This window comes from Micromonospora sp. LOL_013, assembly GCF_048060315.1.
Classification (GTDB): domain Bacteria; phylum Actinomycetota; class Actinomycetes; order Mycobacteriales; family Micromonosporaceae; genus Micromonospora_E.
The window spans coordinates 1-17153 of sequence record NZ_JBHMIQ010000015.1 but is presented as its reverse complement, the minus strand read 5'-3'; the positions used below and the strand labels follow the sequence as shown (position 1 = coordinate 17153).

Below are 17153 nucleotides of genomic sequence, written 5' to 3'. Positions count from 1 at the left end.
CTCACTTCCTCAGCGACCATTCCAACGGCATGGCAGCACCGTATCCGGCCGACCGGCAGCTCCACGGGATCGACGCCACCCTTCGGCGTGCAGCAGTAGGCTGCTCGAGTGGCCGTACGAGTGGATGCTCGGATTGCCGGCGTGATCCTGGTCGATCCGGCAGGTCGGTTGTTGTTACAGCTCCGTGACGGCAATACCAGCGTCGACCCGTACCGCTGGTGCTTGCCGGGCGGGAACGTCGATCCGGGCGAGGATCCACTGACGGCCGCTCACCGGGAGCTGATCGAGGAAACCGGCCTCTCCGTGCCGGAGCTGCGCCTGTTCTGGCGGGGCCTCGCCCCGTCGGCGAAGTTCCCCGGCGCGGTTGGCGAGTTCTCGATCTTCTACGCGCCAACCGACGCCACGGACGAGGATGTGGTCTGCGGGGAGGGTGCCGCGATGCGGTTCGTGGCCGGCACCGACGTGCGCACCTTGGAGTTCGGACGGGCGTACGGCGAGATCGTCCCGAGGTTCCTGGACTCTCCGCTGTACCGCGAGCTGATCACGGCAGGTTGACCGATGGCAGGCAGCCGGGTGGATCGCTGCCACGGTTGGGCCGTCCGTCAGGAGACGCGTGTTGCGTGGGGCGGCGCGAGCAGATCGTCGATCGCTGCGTAGAACTCCTCGAAGCTATCGATCCGGTCGAGCTTCCCCAGGTAGCGGCGAAACGCCTGGCTAAAGTGGTCGGCAAGCCGACCAATTTCCTCGACCGCCTCGGCAGCCTTCACTGTGAGTTTGCTGGTGAAGCCTAGATCGTGCGCCACCGTCAAGTCCACGAGAATGTCACCGGGCTGCAGGATGTCCGCCAGGTTCGGGCGGTCATCCTGGTTGAGGGCTGCGATCAGAGGCTCGGTCCGGTCTGGATCGGAGAGCGCGAAGAGCGTGAGCTCCGAGCTGGCATCGAACGAGACAGCCAGGTGCAGGTTGAGGAGATCGTCGAAGCTGTCGAGCGTGAACAACCCAGCAAACCCAGCGTGGTCGCGTTCCCACTGATCCGGCGGTGGCCGCATTGGGACGCAGGCTCGGCCAGGGACGAACCCGACGTCGGCCGCAGGCCACTCGGAGGACTCAGAGTCGACCTCGTACTCCCAGCGGACCAACTGCACCGCTCCCCGGACGATGCCGAGGAGCCGCGCTGCTTCATCCCGGTAGTAGGCGGGTATGGCGTACCGACTCCGGCCGGCGGTGAGCGCCCACGCGAACGCCCGCCAGACCGCGAGCGCTTCCCCGTCGTTGTTGTTGATCGCGTACCGACGCCACGGGTTCCGGTGCGGCTCCTCGGGATAGTCCTGCTCCCACAACCCCGTCCACGCCGGGCCAGGCAGCTCCGCCTCGGTCGGACGAGCGACGTAGACGTGCAGCCCGTCTCGGTACTCGTGATCGAACGTCAGGAACCGCTCCCGGTCAGCCATGGCGCCAGGATGCCAAACTCCTGCCGCCGAGCGTCGAGCCCGCTTGTCAAGGGGTAACGGAGGGAAGGCTGGGGATGGTCAGCGGCGGCGGCGGTGGGCGGCGCCGTCGAGGCGGTGGCGGGCGATGGTGAACAGTTCGGTGATCTCGGCCGGCAACCGGGCGGCGGTCTCCCGGTGCAGATGCCGGCGGGCCGCCGCCGGCAGGCCGGTGAGCACGAAGTCGTCCAGCCCGGTCACCAGACACAACCCGCCCAGCCGCGCCTCAAACGCCGGCAACGGTTCGCCGCGCTGTAGGCGTACGGTCAGACGGGCCCAGGCCCAGGCGGCCCGGTTCATGTCCGTAGGGACATGGACCACGGCGGTGGTCAGCAGCCGGCGGCGTACCGTCCGGGGCCGGACCACGCCCGCCGCGGTCAGCCGCCGCGCGACCTGGCCGTGGGCCCGCGGCGCCAGCAACGCCAACCACGTCCCCACCCGCCGGTGCCTCGGCTCCGCCGCCAGCCAGCGCAGGATCCAGCCGCCGAGCGCGTCCACCGGTACGTGCCGCGCGGCCAGCCACAACCGGCCGTCGTACACCCGCAGCGCGCCCGCGTCGACCAGGTCGGCCAGCAGGGCGGCGGCCAGACCGTACCCGACCGGCCCGGCCGGCAGACGCGGCCGACCCGTCACATCATCGGCCGCCAACAGGAAGAACTCGTCCGCCAGCAGCGGCGACCGGCCCCGTACCGCCGCAGCCGGCACCGGCACCCCACCACCAGAAGCAACAGCAGCCGTGGCGGCGGCGGCCTGGGTGCGGTAGACCGTCATGCCGGCTCCCGCCGCCGCGCCCAGGCGATGAACCGCACGTACGACTGCTCCGGCGTCAGGTCGGGCAGGTCACGGGCGGCTTCGGCGGCGAGCTGGGCCACGTACATGCAGCGGCCGATCCGGTCGAAGCTCGCCATCAGCTCCGCGCGGGCCGGCTCGCACGGCCACGGCCGGCGGCAGGCCCGGCACCGCCACGACGGACGCCACGCCACATGCCCGACCCGGCCCACCACGGCCACCACCCGCGCGGTCACCGCCCGGCCCGCCGCCGGGACCGGCCGGGCCACACCCAGGTCCGCCGCAGGGTCACGGTCCGCGCCGGCTGCGGCGCCCACCGACGCCCGGCCGCCTCGACCTGCGCGGGCAGCAGCCCGCCGGTCGGACACGCCGGGCAGGTCAGGGTACGGCCGCAGCCGGGACACCAGCGGTGCCGATGCCGACACAAACTGAACCCGACCACCGCGCCGACCAGCAGCGCGACAGCCGCGGCGAGCACCACATCCAGCATCAACGTACCCCTCTCCCAGCATCGTCCACTGTGTTCATCTGACCGGCTGGGCCTGGAACTGCCGCGACTGCCAGTCCCGCAACGCCTGCTTGATCCGCACGTTCTCGTCCCGGGTGACCGCCAACTCGGCCCGCACCGCCGTCAACTCGTCGGCGACCAGGTGCAGGAAGGCGCGTACCTCGGCCGGGTCGCAACCGCGCCGGGCGCGGACCGCGAACCGCCGGTCGCGGACCAGCCCGGGGCTGATCGACGGCCGCACCACACTGGCGCCGTAGTAGAGGTGGCTGCCGGCGTTACCGCCGTGCCGGGCCGGCGGACGCGACCCGCCGCCGCCAGCAGCGGCGGGAGGCCGGGCGGCCGGCCGGGTCCGGTCGGCGAGGCTGGCGAGCAGCCGGGCCTGCCGCCGGGTACGCCGAGGGAACAGGACACGGTCGAGAAGTCTGCGCACGGGTGGGACCGCCCTTTCGAAGGTCACGGGATCGCCGCTACATCGCGGCTCGGTGGGGAAAGTGGGATGGGCGGCCCGACCCCGAACGGGGGCGCGGAGGTCGGGCCGCCTGCCCTGCGCACGCAGCCACAAACGGCGGTACGCCCACAGGGCCGCTGGTACGGGCGTCCGACGGCTCACGTTCCGCCGAACGCCGACAATCGGGAGCACTCCTGGGTCGCGTGCAGTGGCCGACGGTGCCGTGTGCACCGGCTCGGCCGGGGCGTCGATGGGGTTCGCCGAGGTAGCGCCGATCGTCGAAGGAGCAGCTGAGCGCCGCCCCACGGGATCGACGCCACCCCGGCGGGTCTCCCGCAAAGGCCGAGCTGGGGCACGATTTCGGCATGTCCGCACGTCAGTTCGAGCCGCACTACCGGCGCATCATGGCCAACATCCGGCAGCGCATCCTCCGGCACGACCGGGACCTCGTCGTCGGGCAACCGGGGCGGCAGGCACCGCTTCCAGCATCACAACCCCTTTCCGGGTACGTCCACTGTGTTGGCCGGTGGGCCTGGGCTCTTCGCGGGGCCTGCCGCCGCCGGTTACGGGGGCTTCCGGCGGCGGCAGGCCGCGTCGGGGTCCGGCAACTTCAGCGGTACGGCGTCTGTGCCGAACCCCGCACACACCGTGGCCGATGACTGACCGCCTGCGGTAGGCGTCCCGGCCGGGACGGGGTGACGCTCCCGCACCACTGGAAGGGATGCTTCCCGTTGCGGGAACCATCCCCTGCCTCCCCTCTTGACATTCCGTCGTTGACGTATTCCCTGACAGGGTCAGGAATTGCTCGACGCAGATGGTTGAAGGCGGCATTCACCAGGTGGGATACTGCCCAAAATCGATTACCGCCACAGGCAGTTCGCGCCACCACGCATCGATCGTGCGCCACACATCGGGGGTGTCATGCAGAACCATCCGCTCACCGCAGCACGCGAACGCCTGGGCCTGACCCGCCGGCAACTCGCCGACGCAGTCAACAAGATCCTCTACCCCGACCCCGGACAGGCGGCCCACAGCGCCTTCACCGCCAACTACCTGGGCAAACTCGAAAACGGCAAGATCCGCTACCCCGCCGAGGACTACCGCACTGCCCTGCGCATCGTCCTCAACGCCGACACCGACGACGAACTCGGATTCCGCCGGCGGGATATCAGCATGCGAACGAAAGGCATGCTCGCCGTTCGATCAAATCGATACGAGTCCCCGGCAACAGGGCTGAGTCCCGCCGCCGCTGCCTCGTTGACGTCCGACGCCATCCCGTTGATGTCGTTGCTCGGCCCACCGGTCGTCGACGAGTTGCCGCGTCAGGTCAGCCAGGAACACATCACCCAGGTTCTTGAGGCAGCGGAGATCTTCGAGCAGTGGGACAACGCGCACGGCGGCGCGCTGGTCCGGGAGATCGCCGACGACAAGCTGCATCGCATGTCCCGGCTGCTGGAGGTGAGCTGCCCGGCGCACCTACGCCCCGCGCTGCACAAGGCGCTGGCCCAGTTGACGGGAGTCGTGGCGTTCATGCTCTTCGACGCCTACCACCACGAGGCGGCACGGCAACGGTTCACGTTCGCCCTGCGTTGCGCCAGCATCGGCGGCGACTGGCACCAGCGCGCGATGCTGCTGTCCAGCCTGGCCCGGCAGGCGGTGTGGTGCGGTCAGCCCGACGACGGGCTCACCCACATCGAAATGGCTCTGGTCCGCGCCGACTGGCTCACCTCATCCGAGCGCGCCATGCTGCACACCGTACGAGCGCGGGCACTCGCCAAACTCGGACCGGGCAGAGCACAAGAGGCACTGGCCGCCGTCGGTGCCGCCGACGAAGCGTTCGCGCACGCCGCGCCAGCGGAGGACCCGCCGTGGATGTGCTTCTACGACGACGCCCAGCACCACGGCGACACCGCCCACGCGCTGTTCGACGTCGCCCTGCACACCAGACTCGTTACGGAGTCGGCCGAGCGGTTCGCCTACTCGGTGGAGCACCATCTCCCGGCGTACCTGCGCTCCAGGGCGATCTCCCGGATCAAGCTGGCGTCCCTCACGATGGTGCAAGGTGACCCGCTGGAAGCCGTGACGATCGGCAACCTGGCCCTCGACGACGCCGGGCCGGTCCGCTCGCTGCGCGCCGCCGACGACCTGCGGGAGCTGCACCGGATGGCCGGGCCGCACGGCAAGCTGACGGAAGTGCAGGAGCTACGCGCCCGGATCCGGGAGACGGTCGGAGCCGTCGCATGACGGACCCGCAGGAAGCGCTGCTGCTCGCCTGCCAGCAGGTCGGGGTCGACGCGACCGGCGCTGAGCTGATCCGATCTGCGGAGAATGTCATCTACCGCCTGCCCGGCGGCGTGGTCGCCCGCGTTAGCCGCGACGGCCAGCTCGCCACCGCCGGTAAGGAAGTACGAGTGTCCCGCTGGCTCAACGAATCCGGGATACCGGCTGTCCGGGCGATCGAGGAGCTGCCGCAACCTGTCGCGGTCGACGGGCGAGCCGTCACGTTCTGGCATGAGCTGCCGCGGCACCGGGAAGGCAGCATCGGCCAGCTGGCCCAGGTGCTGCAACAGCTGCACCGCCTGCAGCCGCCGGCGAGTCTCGACCTGCCACCGCTGGGACCGTTCGTACGCCTGGAGCAGCGAATCGCCGAGGCGACCGTGTTCTCAGCCGACGACCGTGCCTGGCTGCTCGATCACCTGCACGGCTTGCAGGAGCGTTACCGCGAGCTTCCTCCCGGCCTCCCCCACGGTGCAGTGCACGGCGACGCCTGGGCCGGCAACATCGTCGACACCGACGCCGGACCAGTCGTGCTCGACCTCGAACGATTCGCGCTCGGCCCACCTGAGTGGGACCTGGTGTCCGTCGCTGTCGACCACCTGACCTTCAGCGCCGAGTACGCACCCGGCTGGACCGAGTTCTGCCAGCACTACGGCTACGACGTCACCGACTGGCCGGGACTCTCGGTCCTCCGCGACGCCAGAGAGCTACGCAAGGTCACCTTCGCAGCCCAACTCGCGCGAGACAACCCAGCCCTACGCGACCAGGCCTACTACCGCCTCGCCTGCATCCGCGGCGAGTACGGCAACCGCCCCTGGGGCTGGAAACCGGTTCCGTAGCGGTACTGCATGGGCCAGCGCACAGCAGCCACAGCCGTTGGACAACTCAACGGCAGGTGCCACATCGCTGTCAATCATTGGGCCGGCTTGCGCGCTTCGTCATGCAGCTTCTGCGGACTACGCTGACGCACGCTCGGCCTGGCCCTTCTCGACCGTACGGGGAGAACGCCGTCGTACGTCAGCGCCGCTTCCTCGAGCGCAACCCTCGACTTGCCGATGACCTGTTGGAACTCCACGAAGTGGGTGGCGAAATCGGGTGACGGTTCTCCCAGTACGAACAGGTTGAAGTGGCTCGACATACAGACGTCCTGCTCATGGAGTGCATCCAGTGCCGGCCGGGCTGCTGGATTACCTAGCGTCAACCGCGCGCGCACGAGGGCCGGACGTAATGCGCGCACTTCGCCTGGTACTGCCGGATCCGGTCTTTGTCCAATGTCGCACCCTGGCTGGCCCTTTCGAGGGCAAACTTGAGATTCGCGGTGCTCTCTACGTAGTCGTAAATCGCGATGACTAGATCGGCGGTCACGTCGCGCTCAAGCTTTATCCGGTTGGCCCGCTCGTCCTCCGCGCGGCGGCGATCCTCCCGCCTGGCGGTCCACCGGTACTGAAGGTAGGCACCGGCTGACGCGACACCACCGCCGACTACAAACGATCCAAGCGTAGCGAGCAACTCCTGCAAGTCCATGGCCAGGATTGTGGACGGAGGGTACGGGGAACGGCGCATGACGCGCCGGCGACGCGGGGAGTTACCGTGTCGAACGCCTCCTCTGGCGTGCCGAAAATCCGAGGTCAAGGCTGAAGAAGTCTGCAATGATCCCGGATCGTGAGAGCCGCCTTGTTCACGCTAGCCCGAATTGTCCTTCGTAGCATGCTGCCTTACCCCGACCTGCCCAGGCGTGTGCTGGTTCGACGCCGTGCCCGTGCCCTAGCCATCCGCGAACCGTGGCCGCGTGATGAAGCGGCAGCTACCGGCGAAGACTACGCCCGATTGGCGCTACTGAGGCTGCTAGCGTTGCAGCGCGCGACACGCCGAGCGGTGCAGACACATCAGCGGGAGTCAGCGGCGCTGCTAGCGCGCACCGCGATGGAGACCTGCATCGTCGGACTGTGGTGTCTCCACGGTCCCGACGCCGTCCGCAAGCTCCGCGAGTCCGAAATCAAGATCGCGCCGACGTTGCTGACCTTCATGTCAAGCACCGGGATCATCCCTGACTCGGTTATCCGAGAGGCGATACGCGCTCTCGGCGATCCGTGCAAACTCCCCAACGTACGGTCGATGACCGAACAGATTGACTCTCGGACCGGCGCCACGCTCGCGATCCACCTGTACGACATGGCGTATCGACCAGCGTCGCAGTACTTCACTCACGCAAGCACCTCGGCACTGCTGCGACATGTAACGGCCGAGTATCGCTACTCAACCAAGCCCGCAAACTCGTGGGCTCGCCGGGCGCCGGTTCGTCTGACCGACGCCTGCGTCGGTCTGCTGGCTGGAGCTATCGCGAACCAGCTCGCCGCACCGACGGAGCTATTCATCCGGTACGGCGAGGGCCACGCCCAGCGGGTACTCCCACCGTTGCTGTTCACCATCGGCAAGGGGATGGCACGGAAACTGCGCCTTGTTGGCCTAATGGCCACTTTGAAGCAGGCTGCGGAGGTGCGTACGCACCTGTCTCGTCTCGGAATCGACGATTCTCCGGATGACCGGGAGGAGAGATTACGGGACATGTATAAAGACCTAATCGCCCGGCTCGACATCAATGGCGTTCCTGACGACGCAATCCGGCCTGTCATCGACCACCTTGTTACGAAGGTCCTTGCCGAGTGGGACGCCGAGCACACAGGCCAGCTACAAACTAACCGGCAGACCCAAATCCGCGAGCAAGGCGAGACATAGTCCGGACGGTCCCGTCCAGGCCTACCGATCGAGGACCTGGAGACTACCGAAGCGCCCCGGATCGTCACCAGCACCGCCGACACGATGAGGCCGACGCACCCGTGGATCAGTGGACATGGCTTCCGCGGAGTCTGCTGCCGCCGGCCGCGGCGGCTTCCGCCGGTGGCTGGCGGCGATCCCGCACTACCGGAAGGGATGCTTCCCGTTGGCGGGAACCATCCCCTGCCCTCCCTATTGACATTCCGTCGTTGACGTATTACCTGGCAGGGACAGGAATTGCTCGACGCAGATGGTTGAAGCCGGCATTCACCAGGTGGGATACTGTCCAAAATCGATTACCGCCACAGGCAGTTCGCGCCACCACGCATCAATCGTGCGCCACACTTCGGGGGTGTCATGCAGAACCATCCACTCACCGCAGCACGCGAACGCCTGGGCCTGACCCGCCGGCAACTCACCGACGCAGTCAACAAGATCCTCTACCCCGACCCCGGACAAGCAGCCCACAGCGCCTTCACCGCCAACTACCTGGGCAAACTCGAAAACGGCAAGATCCGCTACCCCGCCGAGGACTACCGCACTGCCCTGCGCATCGCCCTCAACGCCGACACCGACGACGAACTCGGATTCCGCAACCCCCGCACGGTAGCGCGGCAGGATACTGCTGTTGTCGGTTCCGAGAGCAGTGCCGTCTCCGACAACAGGAGGGTCGTACCCGTTACCCGGAGCGTAGGTAGTGCCGGCGGGCTGGTCGAGCAGCCCTCGGTCATCCTGGCCCGGATCCGCGAGAACAACGACGCGAGCGTCAGCCATGCTCTGCTGGACACTCTGGATCTCTACGTTTCGGATGTCGTCGCACGCTACGAGGAGGAAGGGCCGCTCACGCTGGCCGCCGACGTGGTGCGCCAGCGACGCTGGGTGCAGAGCCTCATCCCGCTGCGGATGCAGCCCCGCTACAGCGCGCGGCTGCTCGCCATCGCCGGGCAGCTCTCTGGGCTGCTCAGCTACATGTCGGTCAATCTCGGCCGATTCAGCTCGGCGCGGGCCTACGGAATCGAGGCGTTCCAGCTTGCCGACTACGCGGAGGATCGGGAACTCAAGGCATGGGTGCGGGGCACGCAGAGCTTCACAGAGTTCTACGACGGGCAGTACCGCAAGGCGCTCGGCTACGCCGCGGACGGCCGCCGGTTCGCCGGCCGTGGAGCACAGGCGGTACGCCTCGCCGTCAACGGCGAGGCACGCGCGCACGCGAAGCTCGGCCAGACGCTGGAGGCAGAACAGGCGATCGGCACCGCCTACGAGGTGCTCTCGGACCTGTCGCCCGAGCCCGGCATGAGTTCGTGTGTCTCGTTCGGCCTCTACAGCGAGGCACGGGTGGCGTCGAACGCCGCGACGGCGTACCTCGCGCTGGGACGTACCGAGCAGGTTCTCAACCTTGCCGGCCGCGCGGTCACGATCGTCGACACGTCACCGTCTGTTTGGAGCCAGGCCCTGGTCCGGCTGGACTTGGCGACCGCGCTGGTAGGCGGGGACCGACCTGACGTCGAGCAGGCCACCGACATCGCCCGCCAAGCCATGCGAGCCTGCCAGGACAACCAGATCGAGTCGATACGTCAGCGAACCCGCGACCTCGCCACGATGATCAGTGAGAAGTTCGACGATCCCTGCGCCGAGTCGTTCGTAGACGAGGTCTACACGTGGCTCGGCGAAGGCCGAGGGAACCGATGACGGCCCAGCCCAAAGCGCCGGCCCACGACCACGAACGCCCCTGGGCCGACCAGGAGTGGGCGCAGTTCCAACAGGTCCAACGGATGGTCAACCACTGGGACCGCCCGGCGTGGACGCCTGGCCGGCGTTCCTACCACTGGATGGTGATGCTCGGCCACGTCCCCGCCCTCACCGCAATGGCGATGCACTGTCAAGAGCAACTGCGCGACCTACCCCACCTCGACCTGGTCCCGACGGCCAGCCTGCACATCACGATGCAGCGGCTCGCCTTCACCGACGAAGTCTCACCTGACGTGGCCGCAGCTGTGGTCAACGAAGTACGCAGGCGCTGCGTCGACTTCCCCGCCATCCCTGTCGAGATCGGCCCGCTTGCCGGGTCGCCAGGCGCAGTCCGCCTCAGTGTCGGTCCCCCTGAACCCGTCAGCAGGCTCCGTGACGTGATCCGAGATTCCATCGCCGAGGTGCGCGGACCGGCAGCCCTACCCGAACGGGCAAGCAGATTCGCCCCGCACGTCAGCATCGCGTACCACAACGCCGCCGCCGATGCGCTGCCGCTCATCCAGCGGGTAGCCAGCCTTCGGCACCTCCCCCCGGCCGCCACAGTCATCCAGTCCGTCGACCTGGTCGAGTTACGCCGCGAGGGCCACCAGTACGTTGCGTCTATACAAGCCGAAGTCTTGTTAGTTAGTTGATGACCGGTTCAAGTCGATAGTCCACCGAGTAGGCGATCGATAGACCAGTACTCCAGCCGAAGAGATTAACCTCGGCTTGACAACCATGCAGCCCTGACTGTGGCGCAGTTCTCAACCCAGGGGCGCTGCGCAAGCCGGCTTCAGAGCCAGCCACGCAGGAACTCCATCACTTCGTGGAGCAAACTACTGTCGCCGATGTCGGTCACCACGACGGTAACGAAGGCAACCGTCAGCGACACGAAGGCAACCCGCAGCGCGCGGCGACCAGTTTTGGCGGCATCTACCGACGCACCCAGCGAGGCCACCGTCGAGAGGATGTCCCGGTAGTCACGGTCAGCAGCGCGCAGTTCCTCGAACCACTCTTTCTGACGCTTCCGCAGCTCGGTATTCATATGGAGCGGTTCGTCTGCCCGATCGGAATCGGCCCGCAAGCGTGGCGAGAGCTCAATAGTGAACTCTGCCTCACCCTCAAATCGCGGTCGGGATTTCCAAGACCGTTCCAAGTCGCGCTGGACAGTTCCTACATCAATGCTAAGGGTCAACAGTTGCTCGCGGAGATCGTTGGTGACCTTGACCTTAAAGCGGCCATGCTGCGCCCGAGCGCGATCCCGAATCAGCGCATAGCGAGCCTCGACTGTTTCAAGCCAGTCAGATACTGCCAGTGCCACCAAGAGGCTCTCGATTGCATCGCAGTAGCGATGCGCTATCGCCTGGTTCGGATCGTTGCCGTAGATAGTCATGCGGGTAGCGCTGTCCGCAACAGCCTGACGCTGGCCCCACAGTGCCCATGTATGGTGAGTGCTAATGCCACGCGCCATCGACGGTGAAGTCGGAACTAAGTGCATCTTAGGAATGTCAGCAGAGGTGTAATGGTGGATCCCTGTCTCCGTGATGCCGAGCGCTCGAAACATGTCGAACTGGTCACGGCCACGGTCCTCGCTCACATCGGTCGGATCGTGTTGGTCCAGAATAAGCATATCGACTAGCGTCTGAGGACTGTTAGCCTCAGCAAAGGCGCCATCACAGCTATCATTCATCCACCTCCGGGCCAGCTGATGCAGCCGTTCCCGGGCCGTCTGTGTTACGTGAAACCCAGACCACATCCGATCAAGTGCGTGAAGTCGCCCGTGTCGACGGGTCAGCATCGGCTCGTGAGGCTGATGCCATATCTCATCGATTTGAGTGGCACCCAAATCGGAGAGTGCGATGTGAGCAACAACGGCAGTTAGGCCGGCGCCAACCTGCATGGCCTTCAATTCGATGTAGCTGAATTCAGGCGGCAACTGAGCATGCACTGCATCGGGGATCAGGTATGCACCATTGTCACCCTGAATCGAGGCAATTCGCCACCAACTCCATCCCATGCGGGCACGGTACTTCAGCAGCAAGTTGGCGTTGGTTTCGTCGACGCCAGACATCCAGCGATTCCGGCCCCAGCCATTCCTATCGAATGCCCGCTCCAGTTGAGAAAAAGCGCTCGGCGGGAACAGTTCAACCACCCAGATACTCGGCATATTCACGTGCTCATCAGCGGGCACTTGGAAATCGTGCAACCGATCCGTTGGGTCCCAGATTCTATCTCGCTCAAGGGCGTTGAACTGGCTGAGATCAATGGACCAGCGCTGGAACGCACGGAGCACCAAATTGGGAATAACCTTGCGTCGCCACCTGGTCTGAAGGAACCACAACATTTTGTACGGGAGATCGTACCAGCGGGTCCACCGATCACCAATCGCTGGCACCTTCTCGTAAGCAGCTGAGACCCTCTCGGAGATTGGGTCCCGTTGCGGGGATGGCTCCACGCCTACCGGAGTGTCGCCCTCGCCTGCGGACGTCTCAACCTGGACCTCAACCGGAGCGTCGCCCTCGCCTGCGGACGTCTCAACCTGGACCTCAACCGGAGCGTCGCCCTCGCCTGCGGACGTCTCGGCTTGGACCTCAAGCCGTTCGCCCTGCTCCTCGGCGGTCACAGTTTACCCATGCCTCTGGACTCGACCCACCATGTCAGGGCGCGAGCACACAGCGTCCTGGCTTCTAACGTGTACGCGGCCATCTGAACTCTCTCGGATCAGAACTGAAGCTTACTGGCCGATTCTCCCAGCAGCCTCTGACAGTCTCCGAAGCCGCAGCCGAGTCAAGCCGACTCTCGGACATACATCCCCGTAACGGACATTGCAGCAGTTGCCGCCGGATACACCAAGTCCGTCTTCATCACATAATGCACATCTGTTAGGTCGACGGAGGGATTCAATGCTCAGGAAATGGAACAGGTGGCGCAGTTCATTACTGTCCAGGCGGATCAATCCAGCTAATTGATTCCGGTAGCCGGCGGTTGCAACGGCCGAGGAATACATGGACATGGACGAAGCGAACGAAATCGGGCTGGCGACAGCCATCACACCACTCCCGAAATAATTAACGACTGTACCACCAGACGTCTTTCGACGGCAGTCAAAAAACGCCTATTTGCCTGAACTCATTCACCGATCTAAGGCTTGATTTCAGTCTTACCTCCCAGCCAAGTAGGTAGCCGCTGAACTGGTATTCCAAATGGTCCCGGAAGCGGGAGCGGAGGTGGCGGAGGGACGGTTGCAGACAAATACTTCATGAGCTCACGATGGCGAAACTGATAGCTGATCCCTGAGACACGAAGGATCCCTGCGCGGGTCGCCCACTTGAGATAGGACGAGAATCGAAGGGGGAGACCAACTCGCGAACCCAGAACGGTGGCTACGAAGTAACGACCAGAAGCATAACCAATGGTCATAGCCAAGAAGTATGCGAACCCGAAGTGTAGGCCCGTTATCGGACCCATGAGGTCGGCAATGTATGCGCCCATAAATATCCCCATGCCCAGACCAAACATCACGGATGCAATGAAATCTCGACGTATAGGATCGTGCGGACTCGCGGCGTCCTTGGTGGCCTCAGTGCGGCGCCCTAGGGCCGCAGCAAATAAGATGAGGAGGCCCATACCACCGGCTAATCCCAAAGCATTACTCGAAGCTACCTGGGAAAAGGTATACCCGAATCCCCCGGCAAACACTAGCGCTAAAGACGTACGAGTAAATCCTGCCGCTGACATAAAGCGCGATATTTGCACCCCTTTTGGCCGGGCCACTTGAGTTGGAGTGACGATAGCTATCGTAATTAACATGAGGAGATTTGCCAATGGTATCGCCCATGAGCGCCAACCAGCATTCGGATCTGGTGAGTAGTCTTCCATAGGTAGCTTGTCGAAAGGAAGGTTGAATTGAATCGCAACAGCGACGAAGGCCACCCGAGATTGCCATGCCGGGACCCTAAAACCGAATCGCCTCCACCAATCATGTAGCACGATGTCGCTAGACTTCTCGTCGTCCTTAGGCGAGTTCAGCAAGTGCGCTATCATTGCCAAATGGCGCCGGGCTCGATCCTCTTGGTGTTGCGCATTGCGCCCACTGAGACGAATTCGTGTCGACAGGAATGTCTCGTAGAGTTCTGAGTCAAGTCGGCCCGAGAATGCCATTCGATTCTCATTTGCCGTCGGTAGCAGCTTTCGAAGGTCGTTGCCGCTGTTGATGTAGCCGACAGTCATGGCGAGCCGCCATGGGGTGGAGACTGCCGCGAAGAACATATCGCTTTGCCTCCTCGACTCTCGCCTAAGTTCATCTCTTATTGAACCCATTATCTCGGCACCGCAGTGCTCAGCTAGGTATTTTTCAACCTCCCGCACCCCGATCGCTTTAATCGAGATAGCCTGCATATTACGAAATCTTGATCGCAATCGAAAGTAGTATTGAGTTCCAGATCTACCGATCACCACCAGGGGCTCCTGCCAACCCGTCGCAATGTACTCGTTCAGCTGTCCAACAGCCCATTCTGCGCGATCCGGCAGCTCTGCCTCGTTGTCCATCTCATCGAGACCGTCGAGTATAGGCAAAATGCGCTTATCTCGCACAAGCTCACGGGCAGCAGCTGGACTTAGGCGAAACCGCACTGATATCTCATCAGCTAGCCAGTCACGAAATTCAGTTGCCCTCGGCCATGACGTCAGATTGAAGATTACTGGGACTCTAAGGTCTACACCGTCCGCAGGCTGGGAACTAAGAACGTCACCTATCAACTCAAGTAGCAGGGTAATTCCCAGCACGCTCTTGCCGGCACCTGCAGCCCCAAGTATCAACAACCGACCAGAGGTGTTCTTCCGGTAATACTCTGCGATCGTATTGATGTCGCCCGCAGTTCGCGCACGAGGTGCCGCCTTGCCGGTCCGAGCATCCGCGACCACAAATTCTAACTTGGCGGACCTGGATTCAAAGGAGTCGGTACCAAGGAGTTGAGCGAGCTGCTTGCTATGCGAGTCGCGCTGAGCTTTCGCGAGTGAGATTACTCGGCGGTTAAGTTCACTCGATTGGTCTTGGCTTCTCCCAGATAGCATTAGGAGAAGACCAACAGCCGCGATCGACCCGGCCCATATATTCGCCCATCCAACTTGCCTATTGAAAGCTTCGGAATCTTCACCTGCCGAAAGCCCGAATGCCGGCAATCCGATTGCTAGAGCGATCAGCCCAATGGCGAACAGCAGCCACCCCATCATGCGAAGTTGATACCGCGCTATCAGAGCTCGCAACATGACCTTGTCAATCGAATTTGGGTAGCGTAAAGATCGAAGATATGGATTTTTGAACCGTTGGGCAGCCGTAGACCATCGATGGTCAGATGAGAGTCGGTTGAGCCACTACCGTCGCCCCGGCCGATCAGAATTCCGACACCACGACCCGCACCCAACCAATTGGGTCTGCGAGGCATTCTGGACAGGTAGGTGCACCGTGTGCCGGCTGAACGTCATGGCCGCATGATATCGCCTGTAGAGCTCGGCGGGCGACCCCAACAGTTCCACACTGCAGTTCCCCGCTCCGGCGGTCGGTACAGGCGTCAGGGGAGGCGCCACACTTGGAAGGTGGGGCCGGCTGTGGGCAGGGTCAGGGTGCCGTCAGCCTCCGGGCGTAGTTGTGGTGCACCGCCGTACAGGTTGTCCAGTGCCGGAGCAGCAGCGGAGGCGGGGCCACCAGTCCGGACAGGCGCACCGGAGCACCCGACGCACGGCGGGCAAACGCCAACACCGACCCGGAGGGCGACTCCCACAGGTAGACCAGGGCGTCGCCATCGCCATCCCGGCGACGGGAATGCTCGCTCAGCTTGTACCCTTCTGCTTGATGATCGGGTACAGCAATCTGTCGCATGTGGACGATGAGCGTCGCCGAGCTATGCTGTCGTGGTGACCATCTTCTCTGCGATCACTCGGACCGATCCGTCCCCGGCGGCTCACGGAGATGGGCGGTTCAAGTTCTTGGACCGCGTCTCAGGGGCGTACTGGGACCAAGTTCGTGACGTGATCGAGGATTGGTTCAGCCGCCTGAGCCCTGATGCCCAAGCCGACGTCAGGGGCCGGTTGAGATCGAAGGACGACAGACAGTTCAACGGGGCCTTCTTCGAGTTGTACCTACACGAGTGCCTGCTTCGGATGGGATACACCGTGACGTGCCATCCGGTGCTGGAAGGGACGGCTCGCCGACCAGACTTCCTGGCTGAGAAGGACGGACGGTCGATCTACGTCGAAGCGCGGTCGGCATCCCCGAGTAACATCGCTGTCGGTGCGACGGAGCGGATCAACGCGGTGTACAAGTCACTCGACAGACTGAACAGCCCCAACTTTTTCCTCTGGATCGAGGTCGTGCGGCAAGGGCTTCGTCCGCTCCGGGCCAAACCGCTGCGCGGCTGTCTGGACAGATGGCTCAGCGGACTGGACCCCGACACAGTCACGCTGGGTGGACGCCGCGACGACCTCCCCTCTCACCTCTACGAGGAGCAGACCGAGGGCGACGACGTGGCCTGGATCATTAAATTTTGGGCCATCCCCAAGCCCTCCGAGGTGCGCGGAAGAGAAGGCGTCCAGCCGCTGGCGATCTACGGTGGGAACGCAGTGTGGGTAAACGACGAGGGCGGCATCCTCGGAGCGCTGAGCGACAAGGGCACGGCCTACGGCCCGCTCGGCGCACCGTTCATCGTAGCGGTCGCCTCGAGCAGCATGTCTTTGGACGATCACGCCGTATGCGACGCCCTCTACGGCAACGAGATGTTGCAGATCACAACTGCGCCGGATGGGACCGAATCGTATGCCGTCGTCCGCAATGCCAACGGCTACTGGTATGCAGGCGGCAACTGGGACCACTGCGGGGTGTCGGCCGTGCTCGTTGTCAAGCAGCTCCACCCTGCGTTCGTCGGCAACCAGCAGCACACGATCTGGGAGCACCCGGACCCAGAGCACGCTGTTGAAGCGCTGCCGATGTGGCGCCGGGCTATCCTCGGCGCCGACGGTCGGATGGAGTTCATCGACCCGCCGCGTGCTCAGGCCGACTGGTTCGGCCTCGGCAACCCCTGGCCCCTAGGGCGTGTATCAAAGTCGGCCGTGGGCGGGTGACGACTTTCGGCGTGTCGCTGCCCGG

16 protein-coding genes are annotated in these 17153 nt (G+C 64.4%); 7 read left to right on the top strand and 9 right to left on the bottom strand.

Going from position 1 to position 17153, the window contains the following annotated elements; genetic code table 11:
* The first annotated feature begins 120 nt into the window (after positions 1 to 120).
* Positions 121 to 555, top strand: a complete 435-nt coding sequence (locus ACFHWS_RS11920) for an NUDIX domain-containing protein (RefSeq protein ID WP_416555440.1) — start codon at positions 121 to 123, stop codon at positions 553 to 555.
* A gap of 47 nt (positions 556 to 602) precedes the next feature.
* Here ACFHWS_RS11920 and ACFHWS_RS11915 read toward each other — a convergent pair whose 3' ends face one another.
* From ACFHWS_RS11915 to ACFHWS_RS11895, 5 genes are all read right to left on the bottom strand, one after another.
* A complete protein-coding gene (locus tag ACFHWS_RS11915) occupies positions 603 to 1451 on the bottom strand; it encodes a hypothetical protein (RefSeq protein WP_416568186.1) in 849 nt (282 codons plus the stop codon).
* A gap of 78 nt (positions 1452 to 1529) precedes the next feature.
* Positions 1530 to 2258 (bottom strand): GOLPH3/VPS74 family protein, encoded by a 729-nt coding sequence (locus ACFHWS_RS11910; protein WP_416568185.1) that lies wholly within the window; start codon positions 2256 to 2258, stop codon positions 1530 to 1532.
* Positions 2255 to 2545: a flavin reductase gene (locus ACFHWS_RS11905; protein ID WP_416568184.1), complete on the bottom strand. Its 291-nt coding sequence runs from the start codon at positions 2543 to 2545 to the stop codon at positions 2255 to 2257. The genes ACFHWS_RS11910 and ACFHWS_RS11905 overlap by 4 nt, the downstream gene beginning before the upstream one ends.
* Complete coding sequence (locus tag ACFHWS_RS11900) at positions 2509 to 2766, bottom strand: hypothetical protein (RefSeq protein ID WP_416568183.1); 258 nt, start codon at positions 2764 to 2766, stop codon at positions 2509 to 2511. Before ACFHWS_RS11900 ends, ACFHWS_RS11905 begins: the two co-directional genes overlap by 37 nt.
* A 34-nt stretch (positions 2767 to 2800) precedes the next feature.
* Positions 2801 to 3157: a DivIVA domain-containing protein gene (locus ACFHWS_RS11895; protein ID WP_416568231.1), complete on the bottom strand. Its 357-nt coding sequence runs from the start codon at positions 3155 to 3157 to the stop codon at positions 2801 to 2803.
* Between the two features lie 996 nt (positions 3158 to 4153).
* Between ACFHWS_RS11895 and ACFHWS_RS11890 the strand changes: the two genes are divergently transcribed.
* Complete coding sequence (locus tag ACFHWS_RS11890; protein WP_416568182.1) at positions 4154 to 5476, top strand: hypothetical protein; 1323 nt, start codon at positions 4154 to 4156, stop codon at positions 5474 to 5476.
* Complete coding sequence (locus tag ACFHWS_RS11885) at positions 5473 to 6348, top strand: phosphotransferase family protein (protein ID WP_416568181.1); 876 nt, start codon at positions 5473 to 5475, stop codon at positions 6346 to 6348. Before ACFHWS_RS11890 ends, ACFHWS_RS11885 begins: the two co-directional genes overlap by 4 nt.
* Before the next feature lie 74 nt (positions 6349 to 6422).
* Here ACFHWS_RS11885 and ACFHWS_RS11880 read toward each other — a convergent pair whose 3' ends face one another.
* Together ACFHWS_RS11880 and ACFHWS_RS11875 are read right to left on the bottom strand one after the other, a co-directional pair.
* Positions 6423 to 6647 (bottom strand): hypothetical protein, encoded by a 225-nt coding sequence (locus ACFHWS_RS11880; RefSeq protein WP_416568180.1) that lies wholly within the window; start codon positions 6645 to 6647, stop codon positions 6423 to 6425.
* Positions 6648 to 6706: 59 nt separating this feature from the next.
* On the bottom strand, positions 6707 to 7033 hold the full coding sequence (locus tag ACFHWS_RS11875) for a hypothetical protein (RefSeq protein ID WP_416568179.1): 327 nt from the start codon (positions 7031 to 7033) through the stop codon (positions 6707 to 6709).
* Positions 7034 to 7432: 399 nt separating this feature from the next.
* On the opposite strand from ACFHWS_RS11875, the gene ACFHWS_RS11870 reads away from it, so the two are divergent.
* The 3 genes from ACFHWS_RS11870 (at position 7433) to ACFHWS_RS11860 (ending at position 10665) form a co-directional block, all read left to right on the top strand.
* Positions 7433 to 8245 (top strand): hypothetical protein, encoded by an 813-nt coding sequence (locus ACFHWS_RS11870; protein ID WP_416568178.1) that lies wholly within the window; start codon positions 7433 to 7435, stop codon positions 8243 to 8245.
* 396 nt (positions 8246 to 8641) lie between these two features.
* Positions 8642 to 9973 (top strand): hypothetical protein, encoded by a 1332-nt coding sequence (locus ACFHWS_RS11865; protein WP_416568177.1) that lies wholly within the window; start codon positions 8642 to 8644, stop codon positions 9971 to 9973.
* Positions 9970 to 10665 carry a 2'-5' RNA ligase family protein gene (locus tag ACFHWS_RS11860; protein ID WP_416568176.1) on the top strand — a complete coding sequence of 232 codons (696 nt, stop codon included), beginning with the start codon at positions 9970 to 9972 and terminating at the stop codon, positions 10663 to 10665. The genes ACFHWS_RS11865 and ACFHWS_RS11860 overlap by 4 nt, the downstream gene beginning before the upstream one ends.
* 140 nt (positions 10666 to 10805) lie before the next feature.
* Here ACFHWS_RS11860 and ACFHWS_RS11855 read toward each other — a convergent pair whose 3' ends face one another.
* Both ACFHWS_RS11855 and ACFHWS_RS11850 read right to left on the bottom strand, forming a co-directional pair.
* Positions 10806 to 12635, bottom strand: a complete 1830-nt coding sequence (locus ACFHWS_RS11855) for a hypothetical protein (RefSeq protein ID WP_416568175.1) — start codon at positions 12633 to 12635, stop codon at positions 10806 to 10808.
* A gap of 518 nt (positions 12636 to 13153) precedes the next feature.
* Positions 13154 to 15244 (bottom strand): hypothetical protein, encoded by a 2091-nt coding sequence (locus ACFHWS_RS11850; RefSeq protein WP_416568174.1) that lies wholly within the window; start codon positions 15242 to 15244, stop codon positions 13154 to 13156.
* Positions 15245 to 15925: 681 nt separating this feature from the next.
* On the opposite strand from ACFHWS_RS11850, the gene ACFHWS_RS11845 reads away from it, so the two are divergent.
* Entirely contained in the window at positions 15926 to 17128 is a 1203-nt protein-coding gene (locus tag ACFHWS_RS11845) for a hypothetical protein (RefSeq protein ID WP_416568173.1), read from the top strand.
* Positions 17129 to 17153 lie beyond the last annotated feature (25 nt).

Excerpts from the sequence above, each read along its gene's own strand:
- ACFHWS_RS11915 (WP_416568186.1), bottom strand. The coding sequence starts at position 1,451 with ATGGCTGACCGGGAGCGGTTCCTGACGTTCGATCACGAGTACCGAGAC.
- ACFHWS_RS11910 (WP_416568185.1), bottom strand. The coding sequence starts at position 2,258 with ATGACGGTCTACCGCACCCAGGCCGCCGCCGCCACGGCTGCTGTTGCT.
- ACFHWS_RS11900 (WP_416568183.1), bottom strand. The coding sequence starts at position 2,766 with ATGCTGGATGTGGTGCTCGCCGCGGCTGTCGCGCTGCTGGTCGGCGCG.
- ACFHWS_RS11890 (WP_416568182.1), top strand. The coding sequence starts at position 4,154 with ATGCAGAACCATCCGCTCACCGCAGCACGCGAACGCCTGGGCCTGACC.
- ACFHWS_RS11885 (WP_416568181.1), top strand. The coding sequence starts at position 5,473 with ATGACGGACCCGCAGGAAGCGCTGCTGCTCGCCTGCCAGCAGGTCGGG.
- ACFHWS_RS11880 (WP_416568180.1), bottom strand. The coding sequence starts at position 6,647 with ATGTCGAGCCACTTCAACCTGTTCGTACTGGGAGAACCGTCACCCGAT.
- ACFHWS_RS11875 (WP_416568179.1), bottom strand. The coding sequence starts at position 7,033 with ATGGACTTGCAGGAGTTGCTCGCTACGCTTGGATCGTTTGTAGTCGGC.
- ACFHWS_RS11870 (WP_416568178.1), top strand. The coding sequence starts at position 7,433 with ATGGAGACCTGCATCGTCGGACTGTGGTGTCTCCACGGTCCCGACGCC.
- ACFHWS_RS11865 (WP_416568177.1), top strand. The coding sequence starts at position 8,642 with ATGCAGAACCATCCACTCACCGCAGCACGCGAACGCCTGGGCCTGACC.
- ACFHWS_RS11860 (WP_416568176.1), top strand. The coding sequence starts at position 9,970 with ATGACGGCCCAGCCCAAAGCGCCGGCCCACGACCACGAACGCCCCTGG.
- ACFHWS_RS11850 (WP_416568174.1), bottom strand. The coding sequence starts at position 15,244 with ATGATGGGGTGGCTGCTGTTCGCCATTGGGCTGATCGCTCTAGCAATC.